Raw genomic sequence first — 19,949 nt, 5'->3', positions numbered from 1 at the left:
CGCACACCTATCCTCGTAGGTTTAAACGATCACATATTTTTCGGCAGGTCTCCTGGCTTTAGTTCAACGTTTTATAGGTCTTCCCATCCTTTGGACAGTGACATTATCTATAAAACTCCCTAGTACAGTGGCGGGACCGCGCCGGACTTAAACCGGCTTCCCTTTTAAGCGAAATGATGAACAATTCGCACCGAAAAAAGATGAAGTTGTGATTTCACGACAAAGTGTAACATGATTTTCCATATATATGCTATACTTTTTAAGAAAAAATTTTTAATTGAGTGTCTATGTCGAAAATTTAGATAAATAGAAAAGGAATGTCATATTTTTCTTTTAAAAATTACTGGAAATGTCACAAATTTAGAAAGAAATATTGAAATTTTAAAAAAATAAGCTATGATAGAAACAGTTTTTAATTTTTAAAAAATAATAATTTCATATAAAACATCCATAAGTGCTTGAATATTTTCAAGATAATAGGGAAATCGGTGAGAATCCGATACAGCCCCCGCTACTGTAATAGCTGATGAAATCGCGGATGCCACTAGTGAAAACTAGGAAGGCGCGAAAGTAAAAGGAAGCTTAAGTCAGGAAACCTGCTTATGTGATGATACATGCAAACTTTTCGGAGGGAGAAGTTGAAGCGAGAGCGAGTACCTGTATATATTCGTTTTTATTTGGCTTCTACTAAACCTTTACTCTTCGTCTAGAGTAAAGGTTTTTCTTTTTCCTAAAAGCAAATGAGGGGAGAAAAACTATGACAACTTGGAATTTAGAGGGGATGAAAACACATCTTTTTATATGCAATGGTAGTAGCTGTATGAAAAAAGATGCTGAGGACATTACTCAGGCAATTCGTGATGAAATACAGGTACTGGAACTTGATAAGGAAATACATACGACAAGGACTCGCTGTAATGGTAGGTGTAAAGATGCTTGTGTTGTCATTGCTTATCCTCAAGGGAATTGGTACCGCGTGCCGACAACATCGCATGCGAAGGCACTCGTACAAGATTTAAATCATGAATCTTTACATAATGAGCATGTCTTTACTTTACGTGAAGGATCTTTACAGCGTACAGCACAAACAACAGCCATTAAAGGTATTGAAAAGGTGAAAGAGGGGTAACAAAATGGCGCAAAAAGGTAAGATTTTCGTAGTTGGCTTTGGCCCTGGAGACTTTAAACATATTACGACTCGTGCTGTAGAGGCACTACAACAAAGTCATATGATTATTGGTTATAAAACCTATGTTGAGCTTATTCAAGATTTAGTTAGTGCAAAGTCGATTATTAGTACTGGTATGACAGAGGAAGTTTCACGTGCACAGGAAGCGGTACGTCAAGCAGAGGCTGGAAGTATCGTATCGGTTATTTCCAGCGGTGATGCCGGTGTTTATGGGATGGCTGGATTAGTGTATGAAGTATTAATCGAGCTAGGATGGACTGAAGCTACTGGTATCGAAGTAGAAATTGTTCCAGGTATTTCTGCTATTAATTCGTGTGCAAGTTTACTAGGTGCTCCTATTATGCACGACGCTTGTACAATTAGTTTGAGTGACCACTTAACACCTTGGAATTTAATTGCTAAGCGAGTAGAAGCAGCGGCGATGGCGGATTTTGTTATTGCGCTTTATAACCCAAAAAGTGGACGTCGTACGAGACAAATTGTAGAGGCTCAACGAATTTTATTAGAATATCGTTCGCCAGATACACCGGTTGGACTTGTGAAAAGCGCGTATCGTGACCGTCAAGAAATTACGATGACGACTTTAGCAGAAATGCTTGAACATGATATCGGCATGTTAACAACCGTTATTATCGGGAATTCAACAACATTTTTCTATGACAATAAAATGATTACACCACGTGGTTATCAGCGTAAATATACACTTGGAGAAGAAAAACAGCCGTTACGACCACATCAACGACTAAAGGAAGAAAATGAACCATGGGCAATGAATCAAGAAACTGGGGCAGCGCGAAATGATTTTGCAACAGATCCGAATGCCAATCGTATAAAGCCCAGTTTAGCTATAACACCACAACCAAAGCCTAAAAAGTCATCCCTTGAAATGGCAACAGCAGCTCTGGCAAAGGTGAAGGGAACTAGCGCTGTGAAAGTAACATCTAAGCTCGTTCAACAAAAAATCGAATCGGTTTTTGAATTAGCTGTTAGTCCTGGGGTAGCCAATAAGTTTTTTACTCCTCAACAAATGATGACCTTAGCTGAAGTAGTTGGTGAGGAAGGAACGATGGAGTATACACCAGACCACCAAATTCATTTAAAAATTCCTACGTCTGAGCCAGGAGAGATTACAGCAAAGCTTCGCGAAGTAGGCTTTTTACTAACACCAATTGGTGACGTGCTTTCGTTAAAGGCTTGTGATTTCTGTTACGGAGAAAAAACCGATTCGATCCCATATGCGGAAGAGATTCAAGAAAAGCTTGGTGGCATGTCGTTACCGAAAACATTGAATATTGGTTTTAATGGCTGTGGTATGGCGTGTTATCGAGCCGTATTTGATGATATTGGCATTGTTTATCGTAAAAGTAAATTCGATGTTTTCATTGGTGCCAAGCCAGTTGGTCGGACAGCACATGCGGCTCAGCCTGTAGTTGAGGGATTAGAACCTGAACAGCTAATACCGCTTATTACCGACATTATCGAAGAATATAAAGCAAATGCACATCCAAATGAACGTTTGTTTAAATACTTCAAACGTGTGAAAAAGATCCTACATTTTACGTATCAGGATATGTCTTCAAAAATAAAAGTTGAGCCAGCTCCATGCGGCGACTAGTGAGGGGTAATGAGATGAAAGCAATTTTATTTGTCGGCCACGGGAGCCGTTTAGAAGCAGGAAATGAAGAGGTACGCACGTTTATCGAGCAAATGAAACCTCGTATTGATGAGCGTTTTTTAGTAGAAACATGTTTTTTAGAGTTTGCCTCGCCGAACATCGAAGAAGGTATTACGAATTGTGTGAAGAAGGGCGCTACAGAGGTGCATGTTATTCCGATTATTCTTCTTCATGCTGGACATTCAAAAATGCATATTCCAGCAGAAATCGAACATGCGCGTGAGCATTATCCAAATATTACGTTCACATATGGTCAAACAATCGGTATCCATGAAGAAATATTTGCGATTTTAGAAGATCGTTTAGCAGAAATTGGAATTAATGCTGAAGAAGAACATAAGGATACTGCGGTTTTATTAATTGCACGAGGCGGCAGCGACCCATATGCAAATGGTGATTTTTATAAAATTACACGCCTGTTATGGGAGAAACTCCCGGTTCAATATGTAGAAAGCGCATTTATGGGGGTTACAGATCCTCGTGTTGAAGAAGGAATTGAGCGCTGTGTGAAGCTTGGTGCTAAAAAAATCATAATGCTACCGTACTTTTTATTCACTGGTATCTTAATGGAACGAATGAATGGTATGTGTAAGCAATTTAACGAAAAATATGCTGACTGTGATATTCAAATTGCCAATTATTTTGGCTATCATGATCGTTTACAAAATGTGTTATTAGAGCGAATTGAACAAGCTGTGAATGGTACATCAACAGGTATGCAAGATTTAGAAAATTATCGTGCTTATGCGGCGGTTCATGGACATGCGCATCATCATCACCATCATGACCACGATCATGACCATGATCACGACCATGAACATCGTCATCATGAAGAGGAGCCAGTGCAATGATATTCATGTTAGCGGGGACGAGCGATGCAAGGAATCTAGCACTTGAATTACAGTCAGCAGGTTACGCTGTGACAGCAACCGTCGTTACTGATTCAGCAGCCTCAAGCCTTGCAGAAGTGGGCCTATCATATTTAATCGGTCGATTAACGGCTGAGGAAATGGCGACGATTATTACGGAGCAAGGATACCGTTTAGTTGTAGATGCCTCTCATCCATTTGCTGAAGAAGCTTCAAAGAATGCGATGGCAGCAGCTGAAAAAGCAAATGTTCCGTATATTCGCTATGAACGTGCTCATGAGCATTATGCCCATCCACTAATTACGGTTGTGAAGGATTATGAGGAAGCTGCCCATGTAGCAGCGGAAAAACGTGGAGTCATTATGCTAACGACGGGCAGTAAAACACTAGCGACTTTTACAAAGGTGTTACATGGCTTAGAAAATACACGAGTGATTGCGCGTATGCTTCCTCGACTCGATAATATGGAAAAATGTGAAGCACTTGGTGTGGCACAAAGAGATATTATTGCTATACAAGGCCCTTTTTCAAAGGAATTAAACGAAGCTCTTTTTCGTCAATATGGTGTGACATTGATGATTACGAAAGAAAGCGGCAAGGTTGGCTCGGTGGATGAAAAGCTGGACGCTGCCCTTGCATGTGGCATTGAAACGATTTTAATTGCAAGACCAAATATCAAATACGGACAGCAATATTCTACATTTGAAGATGTATTACAAGCTGTACAAAACACACTTTAGGAGGCAATTCAGATGGACTTTAAAACAGATTTCAAACCATTAACAGTAGACCCAGATAAAATTTACGATTACAGTTTCTCAATTATTGCAGAGGAAATGGGCGAGCATAACTTCTCAGAAGACGAGTGGAAAATTGTACGCCGCATCATTCACGCTTCTGCTGACTTTGAACTAGGACGTAGCGTTATTATTACACCAGGAGCGATTGAAGCAGGTATTAAATCAATTCTTGCAGGTCGTCATGTCATTGCAGATGTGCAAATGATTGAAAGTGGTTCAGGGAAAAAACGCTTCCAAAAGCATGGTGGCGATCTACACTGCTATATTGCAGATGAAGACGTTTCAATTGAAGCGAAAAAACAAAACACAACACGTGCGATTATCTCTATGCAAAAGGCTGCTAAATTACATGAAGGTGGTATTTACGCAATTGGTAATGCGCCGACAGCATTGCTTGAATTAATTCGTTTAATTAAAGAAGGTTTAGTGAAACCAGATTTAATTATCGGAATGCCAGTCGGCTTCGTTTCTGCTGCAGAATCGAAGGAAGAGCTATTAAAAATAGAAGGTATTCCGTACATTACAAATGTTGGTCGAAAAGGCGGTAGTACAGTGACGGTTGCCGCATTGAATGCTGTCTCACTTTTAGCGGATGAACAGGCGAAAAAATAATGGAGCGGAAGCCTAAAAAAGATCCTAAAGACATGCGTCACGGTTATACAACGGGATCCTGTGCGACTGCAGTAACGAAGGCTGCATTACTTGCCTTAATTACAAATGAAGAGCAAGAAACTAGTACCATTCATTTACCGATTGGGCGAGATGCGACCTTTACGATAGAAAAATGTACATTTCAGAGCGATGCTGTTAGCTGTGAAACGATTAAGGATGCTGGTGATGACCCAGATGCAACCCATAAAGCACTCATTGTTGGCACAGTAAGCTGGTCAGATATACCAGGCATTCATCTGGACGGTGGAATTGGTGTCGGGCGTGTAACAAAGCCCGGCTTACCAGTACCTGTTGGAGAAGCAGCCATCAATCCTGTGCCACGAAAGATGATTCATAGTACTGTACAAGGCGTACTCGATGAATTTCAAATTAAACGAGGCGTTAACGTAGTTATTTCCGTCCCTGAAGGTGAGGAAATTGCTAAAAAAACGTTAAATGGGCGCCTTGGTATTATTGGAGGCATCTCCATTTTAGGCACAAGGGGAACCGTCGTGCCTTTTTCGAGTTCCGCGTATATGGCCAGTATCGTCCAAGCGATTAGTGTTGCAAAAGAGGCTGGTTGTGAGCATTTAGTTGTCACTACAGGTGGACGCAGTGAAAAGTATGCAATGGCACAATACCCTGATTTGCCAGAGGAAGCGTTCATTGAGATGGGCGATTTTGTTGGCTTTACATTAAAGCATTGTAAGCGACTTGGTATGAAGAAAGTATCGCTTGTTGGGATGATGGGGAAATTCTCGAAAGTGGCACAAGGTGTCATGATGGTGCACTCCAAAAGTGCTCCTATCGATTTTAATTTTTTAGCTCAATTAGCAGTAGATATAGGGGCTGATGAAGAAACCGTAGCCGAGGTACGAGAGGCTAACACTGCTTCACAAGTCGGTGAAATTATGGCGGAAAAAGGTTATGATTCATTTTTCAACCGTTTATGTGAGGCGTGCTGCTATTCATCCATACATCACATTAAGGGCGGTTTAACGCTTTCCACATCGATCTATTCGATGCAGGGACAATTATTAGGAAGGGCTGATGACATTGCATCGATCGATGAAATTGATTGGGATCGGGGATAACGGACAAGAAAGCTTACTACCACAATACGAGCAGTGGATTGAAGACTGTGAGGTGCTTGTTGGTGGAGAGCGTGTTCTAGAATTTTTCCCGAACTTTACCGGTGAAAAAATGTTGATAAAAGGTGGTCTTTCAGCGCTAGTTGAAAGATTGTCTGCGGAAACGAGAAATACAGTTATTTTAGCGTCAGGAGATCCATTATTTTACGGAATCGGTGGGTATTTAGCGAAAAAGCTAGACATTGAGGTTTATCCATATATGAGCTCAGTGCAGCTTGCTTTTTCTAAGATGGGAGAAAGCTGGCAGGATGCGTATGTCACAAGTATTCATGGGCGCTCGATGAAAGGTTTAGCACAACGTATTGATGGTAAAAAGAAAGTGGCACTGCTAACAGATGCAGAGAATAATCCAAATGAGTTGGCACGTTATTTAAAGCATTTTGGCATGACAGAATACCGTGCATTTGTCGCAGAAAATTTACAGGGCGCAAATGAAAAATTCGGCTGGTATTCGCTTGATGAATTAGAAATGGCTGATTTTTCTCCTTTAAATGTAGTCATTCTTCAGCAAACTACAGTGCCGAAACGTTATGCACTCGGTATTGATGATGAAGAATTTTCGCAGCGTAAGCCCGATAAAGGTCTAATTACAAAAAAAGAAATTCGTGTCTTAAGTTTACAAGCAATGCAGCTACAAAAGGATAGCATCGTTTGGGACGTTGGTACATGTACTGGTTCCATGGCTATTGAGGCCGGTAAGCTTGCACCAGAAGGCCAAATATTTGCCGTAGAAAAAAACGCACCTGATTTAGACAATTGCTTGCAAAATCAGCAAAAGTTTCGTGTAGATATTACAGCTATTCATAGTAAAGCACCAGTGGGACTTGAAAACTTCCCTGACCCGGATGCGATATTTATCGGTGGTACAGGAGGAGAAATGGTGGAGCTCTTACAATTATGCTGTTCACGTTTAAAGGCAAACGGTCGTATTGTATTGAATGCTGCAACTATTGAAAATTTATATAAGGCTGTCGAAGCGTTTAAATCTTGTGGCTTTGCTGTTGATATATTGCAGGCGCAACTTGCACGCAGCAAACCAATATTAGATATGACACGTTTTGTTCCATTAAATCCGATTTACATTATTTCTGCATATAGAAAGGAAGAAAATCATGAGTAATCTTGGTATTTTATATGGCTTGGGCGTAGGTCCTGGCGATCCAGAGTTAATAACAGTTAAGGCATTTCGTGTCATTCAGGAATCCCCTGTTATCGCGTATCCGAAAAAACTAAAGGGCAGTAAAAGCTACGCACATCGTATCGTCGATGTCTACATTAACCCAGAAGAAAAGGATATGCTTGGTTTAGTATTTCCAATGACAAAGGATGAAGCAGTATTAGAACGTGAATGGACGAAATCAGTTCAACTTGTCTATGAAAAATTACAAGAAGGTAAGGACGTTGCATTCGTAACAGAAGGAGACCCATTATTATATAGTACGTTCATCCATATGATGAAGCTTATGCAGGACATGCACCCTGAAGTGGAAATTCGAACAGTTCCTGGTATTTCTTCGTTCAACGGTTCAGCATCACGACTTGGAATTGCGCTGGCAGATGGCGATGACCGTGTTGCCATTGTACCTGCTCATGATGATTATGAGGCTATGCGTGAAGCGATTGAAAGTCACGACGCAGTAGTGTTCATAAAAGTAGCGAAGGTTATTGATTTAATGCTTGAGGTACTACGTGATTTAGACTTACTTGATAAGGCATCAGTCGTAACGAAGGTAACATCTGATGAGGAAATCATTTGGGATGTACGCGAACTAGACGGTGTCGATTTAGAATATTTAACGTTAATGGTGGTGCGTAAATAATGAAGAAAATATATATTGTCGGCGCTGGTCCTGGTGATCCAGATTTAATTACAGTTAAAGGCTTACATATGCTACAAACAGCAGACGTTGTTATGTATACAGATTCTTTAGTGAATGAAGACCTGATCGCAAAGGCAAGACCAGATGCTGAAGTTATTCGTACAGCAGGTATGCATTTAGAGGAAATGGTAGCGGTCATGGTAGATCGTGTTAATGCAGGTAAAGTAGTAGCTCGTATGCATACGGGAGACCCTGCTATGTATGGTGCGATCATGGAGCAGGTGGCCCTATTAAAAAAAGAAGGCATTGGTTATGAGGTTATTCCTGGTGTAAGCTCTGTCTTCGCTTCTGCAGCGGCAATCGGGGCTGAATTAACAATTCCTGACTTAACACAAACACTTATTTTAACGCGTGCCGAAGGACGTACCCCTGTACCAGAATTCGAAAAGCTACGCGATTTAGCGAGTCATCACTGTACGATCGCATTATTCCTAAGCGCAACGCTAACGAAGAAAATAGTAAAAGAATTACAAAGTGCTGGCTGGGCTGATGATACACCAGTCGCTGTTATTCAACGAGCTTCTTGGCCAGATCAAAAAATCGTACGTACAACATTAATTGAACTGGATGAAGCAATGCGTGTGAACGGTATTCGTAAGCATGCGATGATTTTAGCTGGCTGGGCATTAGATCCGACTATTCATGATAAAGATCAATATCGTTCGAAATTATATGATGCTACTTTCACACATGGCTTTAGAAAAGGTGTGAAGACAAGTGATTGAGTTACAAGAGGGCGTCTTACCAGAGGTTGACCAACGAAATCCATATGCAGTTGTCGCCATTACAAAGCATGGTGTTCAAATTGGACGTCGCTTGCAGCATACTTTTGCTGCGAGCGACTTATATTACATGAGCAAATTTGAGCAGGGGGATGAAGCAGAAAAGCATATTCAAATGTTTACAGGTACTGTGCGTTTACTGCTTCCTACTCTTTTTAAGCAATATAAAGGCTTAATTTTAATCATCTCACTCGGTGCAGTTGTTCGCATGATAGCACCGATTTTAAAGGATAAAAAGACAGATCCAGGCGTAGTTGTTATTGATGATCGTGGTGAAAATGTAATTAGTGTTTTATCGGGACATCTTGGTGGCGCCAATGAGCTGACGCATGAAGTTGCTGCGGCGCTTGGAGCAAATCCAATTATTACGACAGCTTCAGATGTGCAAAAAACGATTCCGGTTGATTTATTTGGGGCACGTTTTGGTTGGGTATGGGATAGTGCTGATAAACTGACACCTGTAAGTGCCTCTGTTGTAAACGAGGAGCACGTCGCAATCGTTCAGGAAACGGGGGAACGTGACTGGTGGATGCGTGACACACCGATGCCAGAGGAAATTAAAATTTATCCGTCAACATATGCGGCGATTACAGCGAAACCACATGCGACATTGCTCATTACTGATCGCATCATTGAACAAGAGGAAGAAGTGCTTCTTGAAAATGGTGTTATTTATCGACCGAAATCCGTCGTGCTTGGTATGGGCTGTAATCGCGGGACATCTGTGGAAGAAATTGAGCAAGTTATTGATGAAACTCTTGCTGAGCTGAAGCTTTCGAAAAAAAGTGTCAAAGCGTTATGTACGATTGATTTAAAGAAAGACGAGCAATGCTTCCTTGAAATAACGAAGAAATGCGATTGGGAATTTGTTACATATTCACCGGCGGAATTAAATGAAATTGATTTCCCATCACCTTCGGAAACCGTTTTTAAATATACCGGAGCATACGGAGTGAGTGAGCCTGCCGCAATGCGTTATACGCAAGTGAAGTCGCTTGTGCTAGAAAAGAAAAAATCAGGAAATGCTACTATTTCTGTTGCTAGATTAACATTTTAAGGAGGAAGCCTATGCAAACAAATCGCTTTGTACTTGCAGGTACTGGCAGTGGAGTTGGTAAAACAACCTTTACTATTGGACTCATGAAAGCATTACAAGAAAAGGGCAAAATTGTGCAGGGCTTTAAATGTGGTCCAGATTATATTGATCCTACTTATCATACTGCTGTTACAGAACGGGTATCACGTAATATCGATAGCTGGATGTTTTCACATGAAGCAGTGCGTGATATAGTTGCGCGCGCAAGTGAAGATGCTGATGTTTCCATTATTGAAGGAGTAATGGGCTTTTATGATGGCAAAAGTCCACTATCGGATGCTGGCTCTGCAGCAGACATTAGTGTTGTAACAGAGAGTCCTGTTATTTTAATTGTCAATTGTGCGAGTATGGCACGAAGTGTAGCGGCAGTTGTGAAAGGCTTCCAATTGTTGTCCGATCAACCGAATATCGTTGGTGTTATTACCAATCAAGTAGGAAGTGTCGGCCATTATGAAATTGCGAAAGCTGCTATTGAGCAGGAGTGCGGTATTCCTGTGATCGGCTATTTGAAGCGTGAGCAAGGGATTGATATTCCTAGTCGCCATTTAGGGTTAGTGCCAGCGATTGAACGAGGAGAACTCGATACATTTTTTGATAAGCTAGGCTCTTTAATGGCGGAAACGATTGATTTAGAGCTATTGCTTGAATTAACAAAGGCTCCTGTTCTACAAGAATCAGGGCAACTATTTGCAGAACAACCATCACAAAATATTTGCATTGCCGTAGCAAAGGATGCCGCGTTTAACTTCTATTATGAAGAAAATTTGGCGCTGCTACGTGCAAAAGGAGCAGAGCTGCAATTTTTCTCACCACTTGCGAATGAGCCTGTTCCCGCAGAAGCAGACGGTTTGTATATAGGTGGGGGATTCCCAGAGGAATTTGCAGATATTTTAGCGGAAAATTCGGATGTCAAAAAGTCTATTCGTGAAGCGGTTGCCAAAGGTCTACCGACATTAGCTGAATGCGGAGGCTTCATGTATTTGACGGAGGCTATTACGAATAGTAATGGTGACCGTTATGACATGGTTGGTGTTATTCCTGGAGAAGTAGCGATGCAAACAAAGCTAGCAGCTCTAGGTTACCGTGAAATTTTTGGCACACAGCATAATTTTTTAATTGGTACGGATGAAGAAGCTAAAGGACATGAATTCCACTATTCTAAATATAGCGGCTCACACAATACGCCTGCCTATGAAACGAAGGGGCGCTTGGGTAACAAACAAGAGGGCTACCAAGCAGGAAATTTAGTAGCTGGCTACACTCATTTTCATTTTGTATCGAACCCAAAGCTAGTTGACAATTGGTTAACAGCTTGTAAGAAGGTGAAAAATCATGACTAATTATTTTCCTATTCACATGAACATTGAATATAAAACCGTAGTAATTGTTGGTGGGGGGCACGTTGCAACACAAAAGGTTGCATCACTACTACCGGCTAAAGCGAATATTGTCGTTGTAAGCCCTACTCTAGATAACTCATTGTTGCCACTTGCGGAATCCGGTCAAATTACGTGGCATGAAAAAGAATTTGAACCGCGTGATTTAGATGATGCATCACTCATTATTGCGGCAACAAATGATACGTCCGTAAATGAGGCTGTACAAGAAGCAGCCCAGCATTGGCAGCTCATCAATCGTGCTGATGCACAGGCTGAAAGCGACTTTATAACGCCTGCAACAGTGCGCCGTGGTCCTTTAGTGTTAACTGTTTCAACGTCAGGTGCCAGTCCAGCGCTAGCGCGTAAAATTAAAGATGACCTCGAAGAGCAATTTGATGAAGTCTATGATGACTATGTATGCTTCTTACAGCAAGCACGTTTAATGATTGCTGCGAACTTTGAAAAAGGTCCAGAAAGACGCAACGCTCTACAAGCATTACTGGAACCGAGCTTACTAGAATGGACACGCAATGGAGAGATTGATAGACGTGAAGCATTTTTACAACAAATACTGATGGGAGTAGCGCGATGAAAGACGGAAAAGTGTATTTAGTTGGAGCTGGACCAGGAGATCCGAAGCTCATTACAGTGTACGGGCTCGAATGTATTCAAAAGGCAGATGTCATTGCTTATGACCGCCTTGTGAACCCGAAATTACTAGAGTTTGCAAAAAAAGATGCTGAGCTTGTGTACTGTGGTAAATTACCTGGAAAGCATCACTTAATTCAAGATGAGATTCATACATTACTCGTCGAAAAAGCGCAGGAAGGCAAGATTGTCACACGTTTAAAGGGTGGCGATCCATTCGTTTTTGGTCGCGGTGCAGAGGAAGCGGAAATCTTAAAAAATCATGGTATTGCTTATGAAATTGTACCTGGTATTACAGCAGGAATTGCTGCACCGGCGTATGCTGGTATTCCTGTAACACACCGTGATTTTGCAACAAGCTTTGCTCTTGTAACAGGGCACGGTCGTGAGGAAAAAGGACAGGACTTTTTAAATTGGCCTGCACTTGCAACAGGTATTGATACAGTTGCCTTTTACATGAGTGTTGGTAATATTGCTTATATTTCTCGAAAACTCATCGAAAATGGTCGTAAGGCAACAACCCCAGTCGCTGTAATTGAGTGGGGAACAACAGATCAACAGCGTACCATTACAGGTCAGCTTGATGAAATAGCTACTATTATTGAACGAGAAGGCTACCATAACCCGTCCATGATTGTCGTTGGCGAGGTTGTCAATGTACGAGAGAAAATTCAATGGTTTGAAGAGCAAGGACTTGCCCTTTCATAAAAAGTTATTTGAGCATAAGGAGGAAACACATCATGACAGTTATGGAGGCTTTAAAAAATCGTCGGGCGATTCGCAATTACACGAAACAGCCTGTTGAAAAAGAGAAAATCGAGCAAATTTTACAAGCTGCCACATATGCTCCAAATGACCGTATGCGTGAGCCTTGGCATTTTTATGTTATTCAAGACGATGCGATGAAACGCTATGAGGAAATGGCAAATGCTTATTTACAGGAGCGATTCCCTACAAAGCCCAATTTAGTAGAAAGCTCGCTAAAGGTTGTTCAAACAACGCCTGTTGCCATTGTTGTTACAGCAGATATTGTTGAAAATGATGCTGATGCAACAGCAGATAATGTCTTTGCCGTATGCAGTGCCATCATGTCTATGTGGCTTGCCGCAGAGGAGCTAGGGCTTGGCTTTGTATGGCGTACACGCGGTGTAGGGCTAGTTCATGACCCACGTATGCATGCATTTATAGGCGCAAATGAATCACAAAAAGTAGTAGGAACAATCTTTATCGGCTATCCAGAAGAGCAAGAGCTTAAAGACAAGAAAAGAAGTCCAATCGAAGAAAAAACAACATGGCTTTAAGGGAGGCTTAAACAATGGCTAGAAAAGGTTTGTTTTTAGTTTATACAGGTGAAGGAAAGGGCAAAACAACAGCTTCCCTAGGTGTCACATTACGCGCAGTTGGTCGAGGCCTAAATGTCCGATATATGCAATTTATAAAATCACCCGAGCGCACATACGGAGAGCAAATTGCTCTTCGAAAGCTTGGCGTAGAAATGGAGCAAATGGGCATTGGCTTCACTTGGACAAAAACACCCGAGGAACATCGTGCCGCTTTAGCAAAGGCATGGGAAAAAACAAAGGCCGCCCTGCAAGACGACAGCATTGATCTACTCGTATTAGACGAACTCAACAACGCACTTGCAATAACAAAATTCCCAATCGATGATGTGCTCCCATTATCCGAAGTTATCGAAGCCATTCAGCAACGCCCACCTACCATGCATTTAGTAGTAACCGGACGTAGCGCTAACCCAGCACTTGTGGAAATGGCCGATTTAGTATCAACAATTGATGCGACTAAGCACTATTATGAGGAAGGCATACCAGCAGTTAAAGGTTTAGAATTTTAATTGATGCACAGTGAATCGGAAAGGGTACCCGCGCTTTGTGGTGAAATACCCGCGGAAGGAAGCGGAATACCCGCGATTTGAAGTGAAATACCCGCGGAACGAGGAAGAATACCCGCGTTATGGAGCAATACCCGCGGAACGAGGCGGAATACCCGCGATATGGAGTGAAATACCCGCGGAAGGAAGCAGAACATCCGCGCTTCAACAAAAAATAAGGGAGGGGAAAGACTATGCCAGCAAAATCTATCATGATTCAAGGAACGGCTTCTGATGTAGGGAAAAGTATGATATGTACTGCGCTGTGCCGTATTTTATCTGACGATGGGTTAAAGGTAGTACCGTTTAAATCGCAAAATATGGCCCTGAATTCGTTTGTTACTCAAGATGGCGGGGAAATTGGTCGTGCACAGGGTGTACAAGCAGAGGCGGCACGTGTTGTCGCTACTACGGATATGAATCCGATATTGCTAAAACCTAAGCAGGATATGGTATCGGAAGTGATTGTTCATGGTAAGCATTTTTTAAATATGGACGCTAAAAGCTATCGCAATCAATTCGTCCAAGAAGCGATGCCAATCGTTGAAAAGTCAGTGCGGACTTTACAAAATACATATGATGTCATTGTCCTTGAAGGTGCGGGAAGCCCGGCAGAAATTAATTTGAAAGACCGTGATATAGCTAATATGCGCATGGCTCATCTAGCGGATGCTGCGGTTGTGCTAGTTGCAGATATCGATCGAGGAGGCGTGTTTGCATCGATTGTTGGAACGCTCGCATTACTTGACGATGCAGAACGGGCACGTGTAAAAGGGCTGATTATTAATAAATTCAGAGGAATGCGTGAGTTACTTGATGATGGCATTGAATGGGTAGAACGTGAAACGGGGATTCCTGTCCTTGGAGTTGTACCGTATGTAGAGGTCAATATAGAGGCTGAAGACTCACTAGCATTATCTTCATTACGCTTTAAAAAGCCTAAGCCTGGAGAGTTTGCGGTGGATGTGGCCATGATTCGCTTGCCGCGCATTTCAAACTTTACAGATGTTGATCCATTTTTTGATGAGCCAGAGGTTGGTGTACGTTTAATCGGCAATGTCAATGAGCTTGGTACGCCCGATTTACTTATATTACCTGGAACCAAAAGTACAATAGATGATTTAGCTTGGTTAAAGGCACAGGGATTCGATCAAGAGATTGCTAATTTACGTGCACGAGGGACAAAAATTATTGGCATTTGTGGTGGCTTCCAAATGCTAGGTGAAACGTTGCTAGATCCTGATGCAGTAGAAGGAAATGGCGAGTCAGCGCAAGGCTTAGCATTATTGCCAATGGAAACTGTATTTGTTGGCGATAAAAAGACAGTTCAAATGACAGGAACAAGAGGGCAGGATACGTTTACTGGTTATGAAATTCATCTAGGACGTACAAAAATTTTGCGTGATGAAGTATCGCCATTTTTACAGCTTGCAGATGGGCGCTTAGATGGGGCAGTAAGTGCAGATGAATTAGTAATCGGAACATATTTCCACGGTTTATTCCATAATCGCACCTTTACACGACAGCTCATCAACGACATTCGCCTGAAAAAGGGCCTCTCTGCTTTACCAAGTGATGTAAAAAGTGACGCAGAACGTAGAGAAGATGCATACAATATGCTGGCAAAGCATGTGCGTGCGAATCTTGATATGAAAAAAGTATACGAAATTATGAATTTAGAGGTACCTGTATGACAAGAAAAGGTCCGTTAGCCATTGATTATGAGGCGTTATGGCAGGAAGGTATGAAAGACTGGCATGGCCAAATGCCTGAAAGAATGATCAATGATCAATTAGAGGAGCAGTTTTGGGCGCAGTCCATCGCCCGTAAAAAGGCTGGACAAACAGATCCTTATGCTGCAAAAATTTTTCAAGAAATTAAAAAAAGTATTCAGCCCGAGCAATCGGTATTGGAAATTGGTCCAGGTTGGGGCAATTATACATTTCCGCTTGCTGAGCATGTGCGAAAGCTAACTTGTGTAGATAGCTCAGCAAGTATTCTTACCTATTTAGAAAATTGCATGGAAGCTAGGCAACATGTTTCTTATCTTCACGCAAAATGGGAAAACCTTGCTGAGGATGAAGTAGAAGCGCACGATATCGTCATCGGTGTCAATTGCTTCTATCGTATGTATGACATCAAATCAGCACTTTACCATATGAATCGTCTAGCTAAAAAGCGTGCAATTATTGGCATGACGACAGGGCCGATTCAACCCCATTATGAAATTTTATACGAAAAGTATGGCTACGATATTAAATTTCCACGAAGAGATTATATAGAATTTTTAAACTTGCTGTATGAAATGGATATTTATGCCGAATGCAAAATTATCCCATTAGAACGAGTATATGAATATGACAGCTATGAGCAGCTTGTAACAACACAAAGTAAAAAAATATTGAATGATTCTTTTAATAGAGCACATGTTGAAGAGTCGCTTTTGCCATTTATTGAAGAAAAGAATGGGCGTTATTATTATCGTCATGATTTCCACGCTGCGCTCGTATCATGGGAGCCGAAATAATTACGAAACCTTTGGACTGCACTTAATGACCAAAGGTTTTTCTTATTGTGCACGATAAGGTACAATAAAGCGATAGAAATAGAAGTGAGGTGGCATATGTGCAACTACATTTTTTAGGAACAGGCGCAGGAATGCCTTCAAAGGAACGAAATACAAGTGCCTTAATGGTGAAGCTTTTAGATGAAGTGGGGGAAATGTGGCTGTTTGATTGTGGGGAGGCGACTCAACATCAAATTTTGCACACATCGTTAAAGCCACGTAAAGTAACGAAAATATTCATTACACATTTACATGGTGACCATATTTTTGGCCTACCTGGCTTTTTAAGCTCTCGTTCATTTCAAGGTGGAGATGAGCCATTAACAATATTTGGCCCTCAAGGTTTACAGCAATGGATTGAGCAAACCTTAGCCTTATCAAAGACACATTTAACATATCCATTACAATTTGTTGAAGTCCATGAAGGTGTTATTTATGAGGACGAACACTTCACAGTAAGTGCAAGTGAATTGCGACATGTAGTTCCATGCTTTGGCTACCGTATAGAACAAAAAGATTTACCTGGTGAATTGTTAATGGAAAAAGCACAGGCTCTAGGTGTTCCTAAAGGCCCGATATTAGGACAACTAAAAGCTGGGAAAGATATTGAGCTTGCAGATGGCACTATTGTTTATGCAAAAGATGTCGTTGCTCCGCCGAAAAAAGGCTTTACACTCACAATATTAGGCGATACAAAATACTGTCCAGAGGCTGTTTCATTAGCTAATGGAGCAGATATCGTTATTCATGAAGCGACCTTTGATGGCACTACGACAGATTTAGCAGCGAGCTATGGACACGCTACAAATGTCGAAGCGGCTAATGTAGCACAACAAGCAGGTGCAAACTATTTGCTTCTGAACCATTTAAGTGCCCGCTTTTTACCACAAGATTTACCGGAATTTTTAGCAGATGCACAGGAGATTTTCCCACAAACCTTCCTTACATCCGATCAATCAGTATTTACATGGAATAACAATAAGTTAATTTAACTTCTTTCAGCCAAAAACGTAAAGTAGCTTTTAAATGACATTTCATTTAAAAGCTACTTTTATCTTTATTTAGCAAAGTGTTTTCTGTGCGAAAGCAACAACAATTAATTTGTCTCTGCATCAAAAGCATGGACGGAAGACCTTTTTATCGATATAATTCAACGATTTGATTTGCTATATACTCGGAGCTAAAATGTACCCCATTTCTGAGCCACCACATAAGGATCCCCAGTATTGAAGAGGCGAGAATATCCATTGATAGTGTACTATCAGCACCTTCACTTTTACGTTGTATGACAATCAAGTCCTTTAATGTCATATGCATTTTTTTATTGAAACCAGGGTGCTCAAATAGCACAGCTAAAATTTTCCTGTGCTTATAAATATAATCTAAAAACGTAATTAGTTGTTCTTGATTATTTAAATTATCAATTTGTAAAGTTGGAGACATTTTCGACAACAGGTCGTCGAAAATATCGTAAACTACTTGTTTTAATAAATCATTTATATCGACAAAATGTAAATAAAAAGTTGCTCGATTTAGCTCTGCACGTTGGGCTATTTTTTGTACTGTAAGTTTCGAAATATCTGGGTTTTCGATTAATATATCTACGACAGCTTCTTTAAAGACCCGTTTAGAGCGAATAGCTCGTGGGTCTTGCTTTTTTTGTGTGGGCAATTTCATTCTCCTTTATCTATTAAATACAAATTTAATTAATAGTATTTTTATTTTTGTTGTTTAATTGACACTTCTTGAAAAATTGTAAATAGGAATCAAAAAATAAACGTGTTATTATCTATTTTATTGACATGTTGTTAATAAAACAAGTAGAAAGAGGCAGAATGAAATGTCGGAATCAATAAATAAAAAAGTATTATTAACAGTATTAATTTTCGGGTGTTTTTTATCTACTCTTAATCAAACGCTGTTAAACGTTGCATTGAGTAATTTAATGGACGTATTTTCCGTTTCTGCTACAACAGTCCAGTGGTTAGCTACTGGATTTATGTTAGTAAATGGGGTGCTAGTCCCTATTACAGCATACTCAATGAAACGTTTTTCAACACGACAATTATTTATAAGTTCAATGCTGTTTTTATTAGTAGGCTCTATTTTTTGTGCAATAGCTCCGAACTTCACAACTTTACTAATAGGTCGTATGATTCAAGCGGTTGGAGCAGGAATTATTATGCCATTGCTAATGAGCATCGTAATGTTTATTTTCCCTCCTGAAAAAAGAGGTAGTATGATGGGGTTAATTGGGCTTGCAATGATTTTCGCTCCAGCCATTGCACCAACTTTAGCAGGTTTCATTATCGATTATTATTCATGGCGTTGGTTATTTATCGGAATAATTCCATTTGTCGTGATCGTTATATTCATGGCAATGAAATATTTAATTAATGTTTCAGAAACAGCAAACACGAAGTTAGATGTAGTGAGTGTTATTTTATCGACAATTGGCTTTGGTTTTATTTTGTATGGTTTTAGTAATGCAGGTAGCCATGGCTGGAATGATAACATTGTAATAGTTACTATAATTGTGGGGATAATGACTACTGCATTATTCTGTCTTCGCCAAATGAAATCTTCTGATCCACTTCTTAACTTATCCGTTTTTAAAAATAAACTATTTACGCTAACGTCCATCATCAACATTATTGTCACAATGATGATGTATGCGGATATGATTTTATTACCGATGTATTTACAAAATGGAAGAGGGTTTACGGCATTAGACGCTGGTTTATTATTATTACCGGGTGCTCTTGTAAATGCCTTTATGTCTCCAGTGACCGGAAAAATGTATGACCGCTTTGGTGCAAAGCCGTTATTTATTATCGGTTTGATTTTCGTCATTCCTTCCATGTGGGTTGTAACAGATTTAACAGAAACAACAACATTTAGCTTTTTAATGATACGTACCATTTTTCTACGTATAGGGTTGAGTTTTATCACAATGCCATTGAACACAGCTGGTTTGAATGCATTACCTAAAACACTTGTCACACATGGTACAGCAGTGAATAATACATTACGACAAATTGCAGGTGCAATCGGTTCTGCTGTTGTCATTACAATTTTCACAGCACAAACAACAAACCATGCAAAAACATTGCTAGTAGAAACACCGAATGCGACGGCTGAAGGTATACGTACGCTTGCTTCCATTTTAGGTTCAAGTGATGCTTATTATTTCATGACCATCTTAGCGATACTCGCATTTATTTTAACTTTATTTGTTCCATCTAAAAAAAGAGTAAACAATAGTTTGTGAATGTATAGATTTGAATAAATAACTTTGAAAACATACTAACATTAGTAGTACAAACCAAGGCCATGGTTTGTGCTACTATTTTTTTATAGTAGAAGTGAAGAAAA

At 40.5% G+C, this 19,949-nt stretch carries 20 protein-coding genes and 2 riboswitches; of the genes, 19 read left to right on the top strand and 1 reads right to left on the bottom strand.

Annotated features, from left to right (window positions below; all coding sequences use genetic code 11):
- Window positions 1–25: 25 nt before the first annotated feature.
- Window positions 26–210, bottom strand: a riboswitch (cobalamin riboswitch).
- Between the two features lie 226 nt (window positions 211–436).
- A riboswitch (cobalamin riboswitch) is annotated at window positions 437–618 on the top strand.
- A gap of 139 nt (window positions 619–757) precedes the next feature.
- From ABNX05_RS15170 to rnz, 18 genes are all read left to right on the top strand, one after another.
- Window positions 758–1,129: a (2Fe-2S) ferredoxin domain-containing protein gene (locus tag ABNX05_RS15170; RefSeq protein ID WP_349660490.1), complete on the top strand. Its 372-nt coding sequence runs from the start codon at window positions 758–760 to the stop codon at window positions 1,127–1,129.
- Window positions 1,130–1,133: 4 nt separating this feature from the next.
- Window positions 1,134–2,804 (top strand): precorrin-3B C(17)-methyltransferase, encoded by a 1,671-nt coding sequence (gene cobJ, locus ABNX05_RS15165; RefSeq protein WP_349660489.1) that lies wholly within the window; start codon window positions 1,134–1,136, stop codon window positions 2,802–2,804.
- A 14-nt stretch (window positions 2,805–2,818) separates the two neighbouring features.
- Window positions 2,819–3,715, top strand: coding sequence for a sirohydrochlorin chelatase (locus tag ABNX05_RS15160; RefSeq protein WP_349660488.1), 897 nt, complete (start codon window positions 2,819–2,821; stop codon window positions 3,713–3,715).
- A complete protein-coding gene (gene cobK, locus ABNX05_RS15155) occupies window positions 3,712–4,473 on the top strand; it encodes a precorrin-6A reductase (RefSeq protein ID WP_349660487.1) in 762 nt (253 codons plus the stop codon). The genes ABNX05_RS15160 and cobK overlap by 4 nt, the downstream gene beginning before the upstream one ends.
- A gap of 12 nt (window positions 4,474–4,485) precedes the next feature.
- Window positions 4,486–5,145, top strand: coding sequence for a precorrin-8X methylmutase (locus ABNX05_RS15150; protein ID WP_349660486.1), 660 nt, complete (start codon window positions 4,486–4,488; stop codon window positions 5,143–5,145).
- The gene (locus tag ABNX05_RS15145) at window positions 5,145–6,278 is read left to right on the top strand and encodes a cobalt-precorrin-5B (C(1))-methyltransferase (protein ID WP_349660485.1); all 1,134 of its coding nucleotides are present in this window, start codon (window positions 5,145–5,147) and stop codon (window positions 6,276–6,278) included. The genes ABNX05_RS15150 and ABNX05_RS15145 overlap by 1 nt, the downstream gene beginning before the upstream one ends.
- Entirely contained in the window at window positions 6,235–7,455 is a 1,221-nt protein-coding gene (gene cbiE / locus ABNX05_RS15140) for a precorrin-6y C5,15-methyltransferase (decarboxylating) subunit CbiE (RefSeq protein WP_349660484.1), read from the top strand. The genes ABNX05_RS15145 and cbiE overlap by 44 nt, the downstream gene beginning before the upstream one ends.
- A complete protein-coding gene (gene cobI / locus ABNX05_RS15135) occupies window positions 7,448–8,155 on the top strand; it encodes a precorrin-2 C(20)-methyltransferase (RefSeq protein ID WP_349660483.1) in 708 nt (235 codons plus the stop codon). The genes cbiE and cobI overlap by 8 nt, the downstream gene beginning before the upstream one ends.
- The gene (cobM, locus tag ABNX05_RS15130; protein ID WP_197143132.1) at window positions 8,155–8,940 is read left to right on the top strand and encodes a precorrin-4 C(11)-methyltransferase; all 786 of its coding nucleotides are present in this window, start codon (window positions 8,155–8,157) and stop codon (window positions 8,938–8,940) included. Before cobI ends, cobM begins: the two co-directional genes overlap by 1 nt.
- On the top strand, window positions 8,933–10,054 hold the full coding sequence (locus ABNX05_RS15125; protein WP_349660482.1) for a cobalt-precorrin 5A hydrolase: 1,122 nt from the start codon (window positions 8,933–8,935) through the stop codon (window positions 10,052–10,054). The genes cobM and ABNX05_RS15125 overlap by 8 nt, the downstream gene beginning before the upstream one ends.
- Before the next feature lie 11 nt (window positions 10,055–10,065).
- Window positions 10,066–11,433, top strand: coding sequence for a cobyrinic acid a,c-diamide synthase CobB (locus tag ABNX05_RS15120; RefSeq protein ID WP_349660481.1), 1,368 nt, complete (start codon window positions 10,066–10,068; stop codon window positions 11,431–11,433).
- Window positions 11,426–12,064, top strand: a complete 639-nt coding sequence (locus ABNX05_RS15115) for a precorrin-2 dehydrogenase/sirohydrochlorin ferrochelatase family protein (RefSeq protein ID WP_349660480.1) — start codon at window positions 11,426–11,428, stop codon at window positions 12,062–12,064. The genes ABNX05_RS15120 and ABNX05_RS15115 overlap by 8 nt, the downstream gene beginning before the upstream one ends.
- Window positions 12,061–12,828: a uroporphyrinogen-III C-methyltransferase gene (cobA, locus tag ABNX05_RS15110; RefSeq protein ID WP_349660479.1), complete on the top strand. Its 768-nt coding sequence runs from the start codon at window positions 12,061–12,063 to the stop codon at window positions 12,826–12,828. Before ABNX05_RS15115 ends, cobA begins: the two co-directional genes overlap by 4 nt.
- A 32-nt stretch (window positions 12,829–12,860) precedes the next feature.
- Window positions 12,861–13,421 (top strand): nitroreductase family protein, encoded by a 561-nt coding sequence (locus tag ABNX05_RS15105; RefSeq protein ID WP_349660478.1) that lies wholly within the window; start codon window positions 12,861–12,863, stop codon window positions 13,419–13,421.
- 14 nt (window positions 13,422–13,435) lie between these two features.
- Window positions 13,436–13,972: a cob(I)yrinic acid a,c-diamide adenosyltransferase gene (locus ABNX05_RS15100; RefSeq protein ID WP_349660477.1), complete on the top strand. Its 537-nt coding sequence runs from the start codon at window positions 13,436–13,438 to the stop codon at window positions 13,970–13,972.
- A 230-nt stretch (window positions 13,973–14,202) separates the two neighbouring features.
- Window positions 14,203–15,702 (top strand): cobyric acid synthase, encoded by a 1,500-nt coding sequence (locus tag ABNX05_RS15095; RefSeq protein ID WP_349660476.1) that lies wholly within the window; start codon window positions 14,203–14,205, stop codon window positions 15,700–15,702.
- Window positions 15,699–16,535, top strand: a complete 837-nt coding sequence (locus ABNX05_RS15090) for a class I SAM-dependent methyltransferase (protein WP_349660475.1) — start codon at window positions 15,699–15,701, stop codon at window positions 16,533–16,535. Before ABNX05_RS15095 ends, ABNX05_RS15090 begins: the two co-directional genes overlap by 4 nt.
- A gap of 98 nt (window positions 16,536–16,633) precedes the next feature.
- On the top strand, window positions 16,634–17,566 hold the full coding sequence (gene rnz / locus ABNX05_RS15085; RefSeq protein WP_349660474.1) for a ribonuclease Z: 933 nt from the start codon (window positions 16,634–16,636) through the stop codon (window positions 17,564–17,566).
- 145 nt (window positions 17,567–17,711) lie between these two features.
- Here rnz and ABNX05_RS15080 read toward each other — a convergent pair whose 3' ends face one another.
- Complete coding sequence (locus tag ABNX05_RS15080) at window positions 17,712–18,245, bottom strand: TetR/AcrR family transcriptional regulator (protein WP_349660473.1); 534 nt, start codon at window positions 18,243–18,245, stop codon at window positions 17,712–17,714.
- A gap of 169 nt (window positions 18,246–18,414) precedes the next feature.
- On the opposite strand from ABNX05_RS15080, the gene ABNX05_RS15075 reads away from it, so the two are divergent.
- Window positions 18,415–19,845, top strand: a complete 1,431-nt coding sequence (locus tag ABNX05_RS15075) for a DHA2 family efflux MFS transporter permease subunit (protein ID WP_349660472.1) — start codon at window positions 18,415–18,417, stop codon at window positions 19,843–19,845.
- Window positions 19,846–19,949: the final 104 nt, after the last annotated feature.

This window comes from Lysinibacillus zambalensis, from assembly GCF_040183165.1.
In the GTDB taxonomy this organism is placed as follows: Bacteria; Bacillota; Bacilli; order Bacillales_A; family Planococcaceae; genus Lysinibacillus; species Lysinibacillus zambalensis.
Note: the sequence above shows the minus strand (reverse complement) of the source record. Positions and strands in the feature narration are given on the sequence as shown.

Bases quoted from the DNA above. Each gene is read 5' to 3' on its own strand.
- ABNX05_RS15170 (WP_349660490.1), top strand. From the start codon at position 758: ATGACAACTTGGAATTTAGAGGGGATGAAAACACATCTTTTTATATGC.
- cobJ (WP_349660489.1), top strand. From the start codon at position 1,134: ATGGCGCAAAAAGGTAAGATTTTCGTAGTTGGCTTTGGCCCTGGAGAC.
- ABNX05_RS15160 (WP_349660488.1), top strand. From the start codon at position 2,819: ATGAAAGCAATTTTATTTGTCGGCCACGGGAGCCGTTTAGAAGCAGGA.
- cobK (WP_349660487.1), top strand. From the start codon at position 3,712: ATGATATTCATGTTAGCGGGGACGAGCGATGCAAGGAATCTAGCACTT.
- ABNX05_RS15150 (WP_349660486.1), top strand. From the start codon at position 4,486: ATGGACTTTAAAACAGATTTCAAACCATTAACAGTAGACCCAGATAAA.
- ABNX05_RS15145 (WP_349660485.1), top strand. From the start codon at position 5,145: ATGGAGCGGAAGCCTAAAAAAGATCCTAAAGACATGCGTCACGGTTAT.
- cbiE (WP_349660484.1), top strand. From the start codon at position 6,235: ATGACATTGCATCGATCGATGAAATTGATTGGGATCGGGGATAACGGA.
- cobI (WP_349660483.1), top strand. From the start codon at position 7,448: ATGAGTAATCTTGGTATTTTATATGGCTTGGGCGTAGGTCCTGGCGAT.
- cobM (WP_197143132.1), top strand. From the start codon at position 8,155: ATGAAGAAAATATATATTGTCGGCGCTGGTCCTGGTGATCCAGATTTA.
- ABNX05_RS15120 (WP_349660481.1), top strand. From the start codon at position 10,066: ATGCAAACAAATCGCTTTGTACTTGCAGGTACTGGCAGTGGAGTTGGT.
- ABNX05_RS15115 (WP_349660480.1), top strand. From the start codon at position 11,426: ATGACTAATTATTTTCCTATTCACATGAACATTGAATATAAAACCGTA.
- cobA (WP_349660479.1), top strand. From the start codon at position 12,061: ATGAAAGACGGAAAAGTGTATTTAGTTGGAGCTGGACCAGGAGATCCG.
- ABNX05_RS15105 (WP_349660478.1), top strand. From the start codon at position 12,861: ATGACAGTTATGGAGGCTTTAAAAAATCGTCGGGCGATTCGCAATTAC.
- ABNX05_RS15100 (WP_349660477.1), top strand. From the start codon at position 13,436: ATGGCTAGAAAAGGTTTGTTTTTAGTTTATACAGGTGAAGGAAAGGGC.
- ABNX05_RS15095 (WP_349660476.1), top strand. From the start codon at position 14,203: ATGCCAGCAAAATCTATCATGATTCAAGGAACGGCTTCTGATGTAGGG.
- ABNX05_RS15090 (WP_349660475.1), top strand. From the start codon at position 15,699: ATGACAAGAAAAGGTCCGTTAGCCATTGATTATGAGGCGTTATGGCAG.
- ABNX05_RS15075 (WP_349660472.1), top strand. From the start codon at position 18,415: ATGTCGGAATCAATAAATAAAAAAGTATTATTAACAGTATTAATTTTC.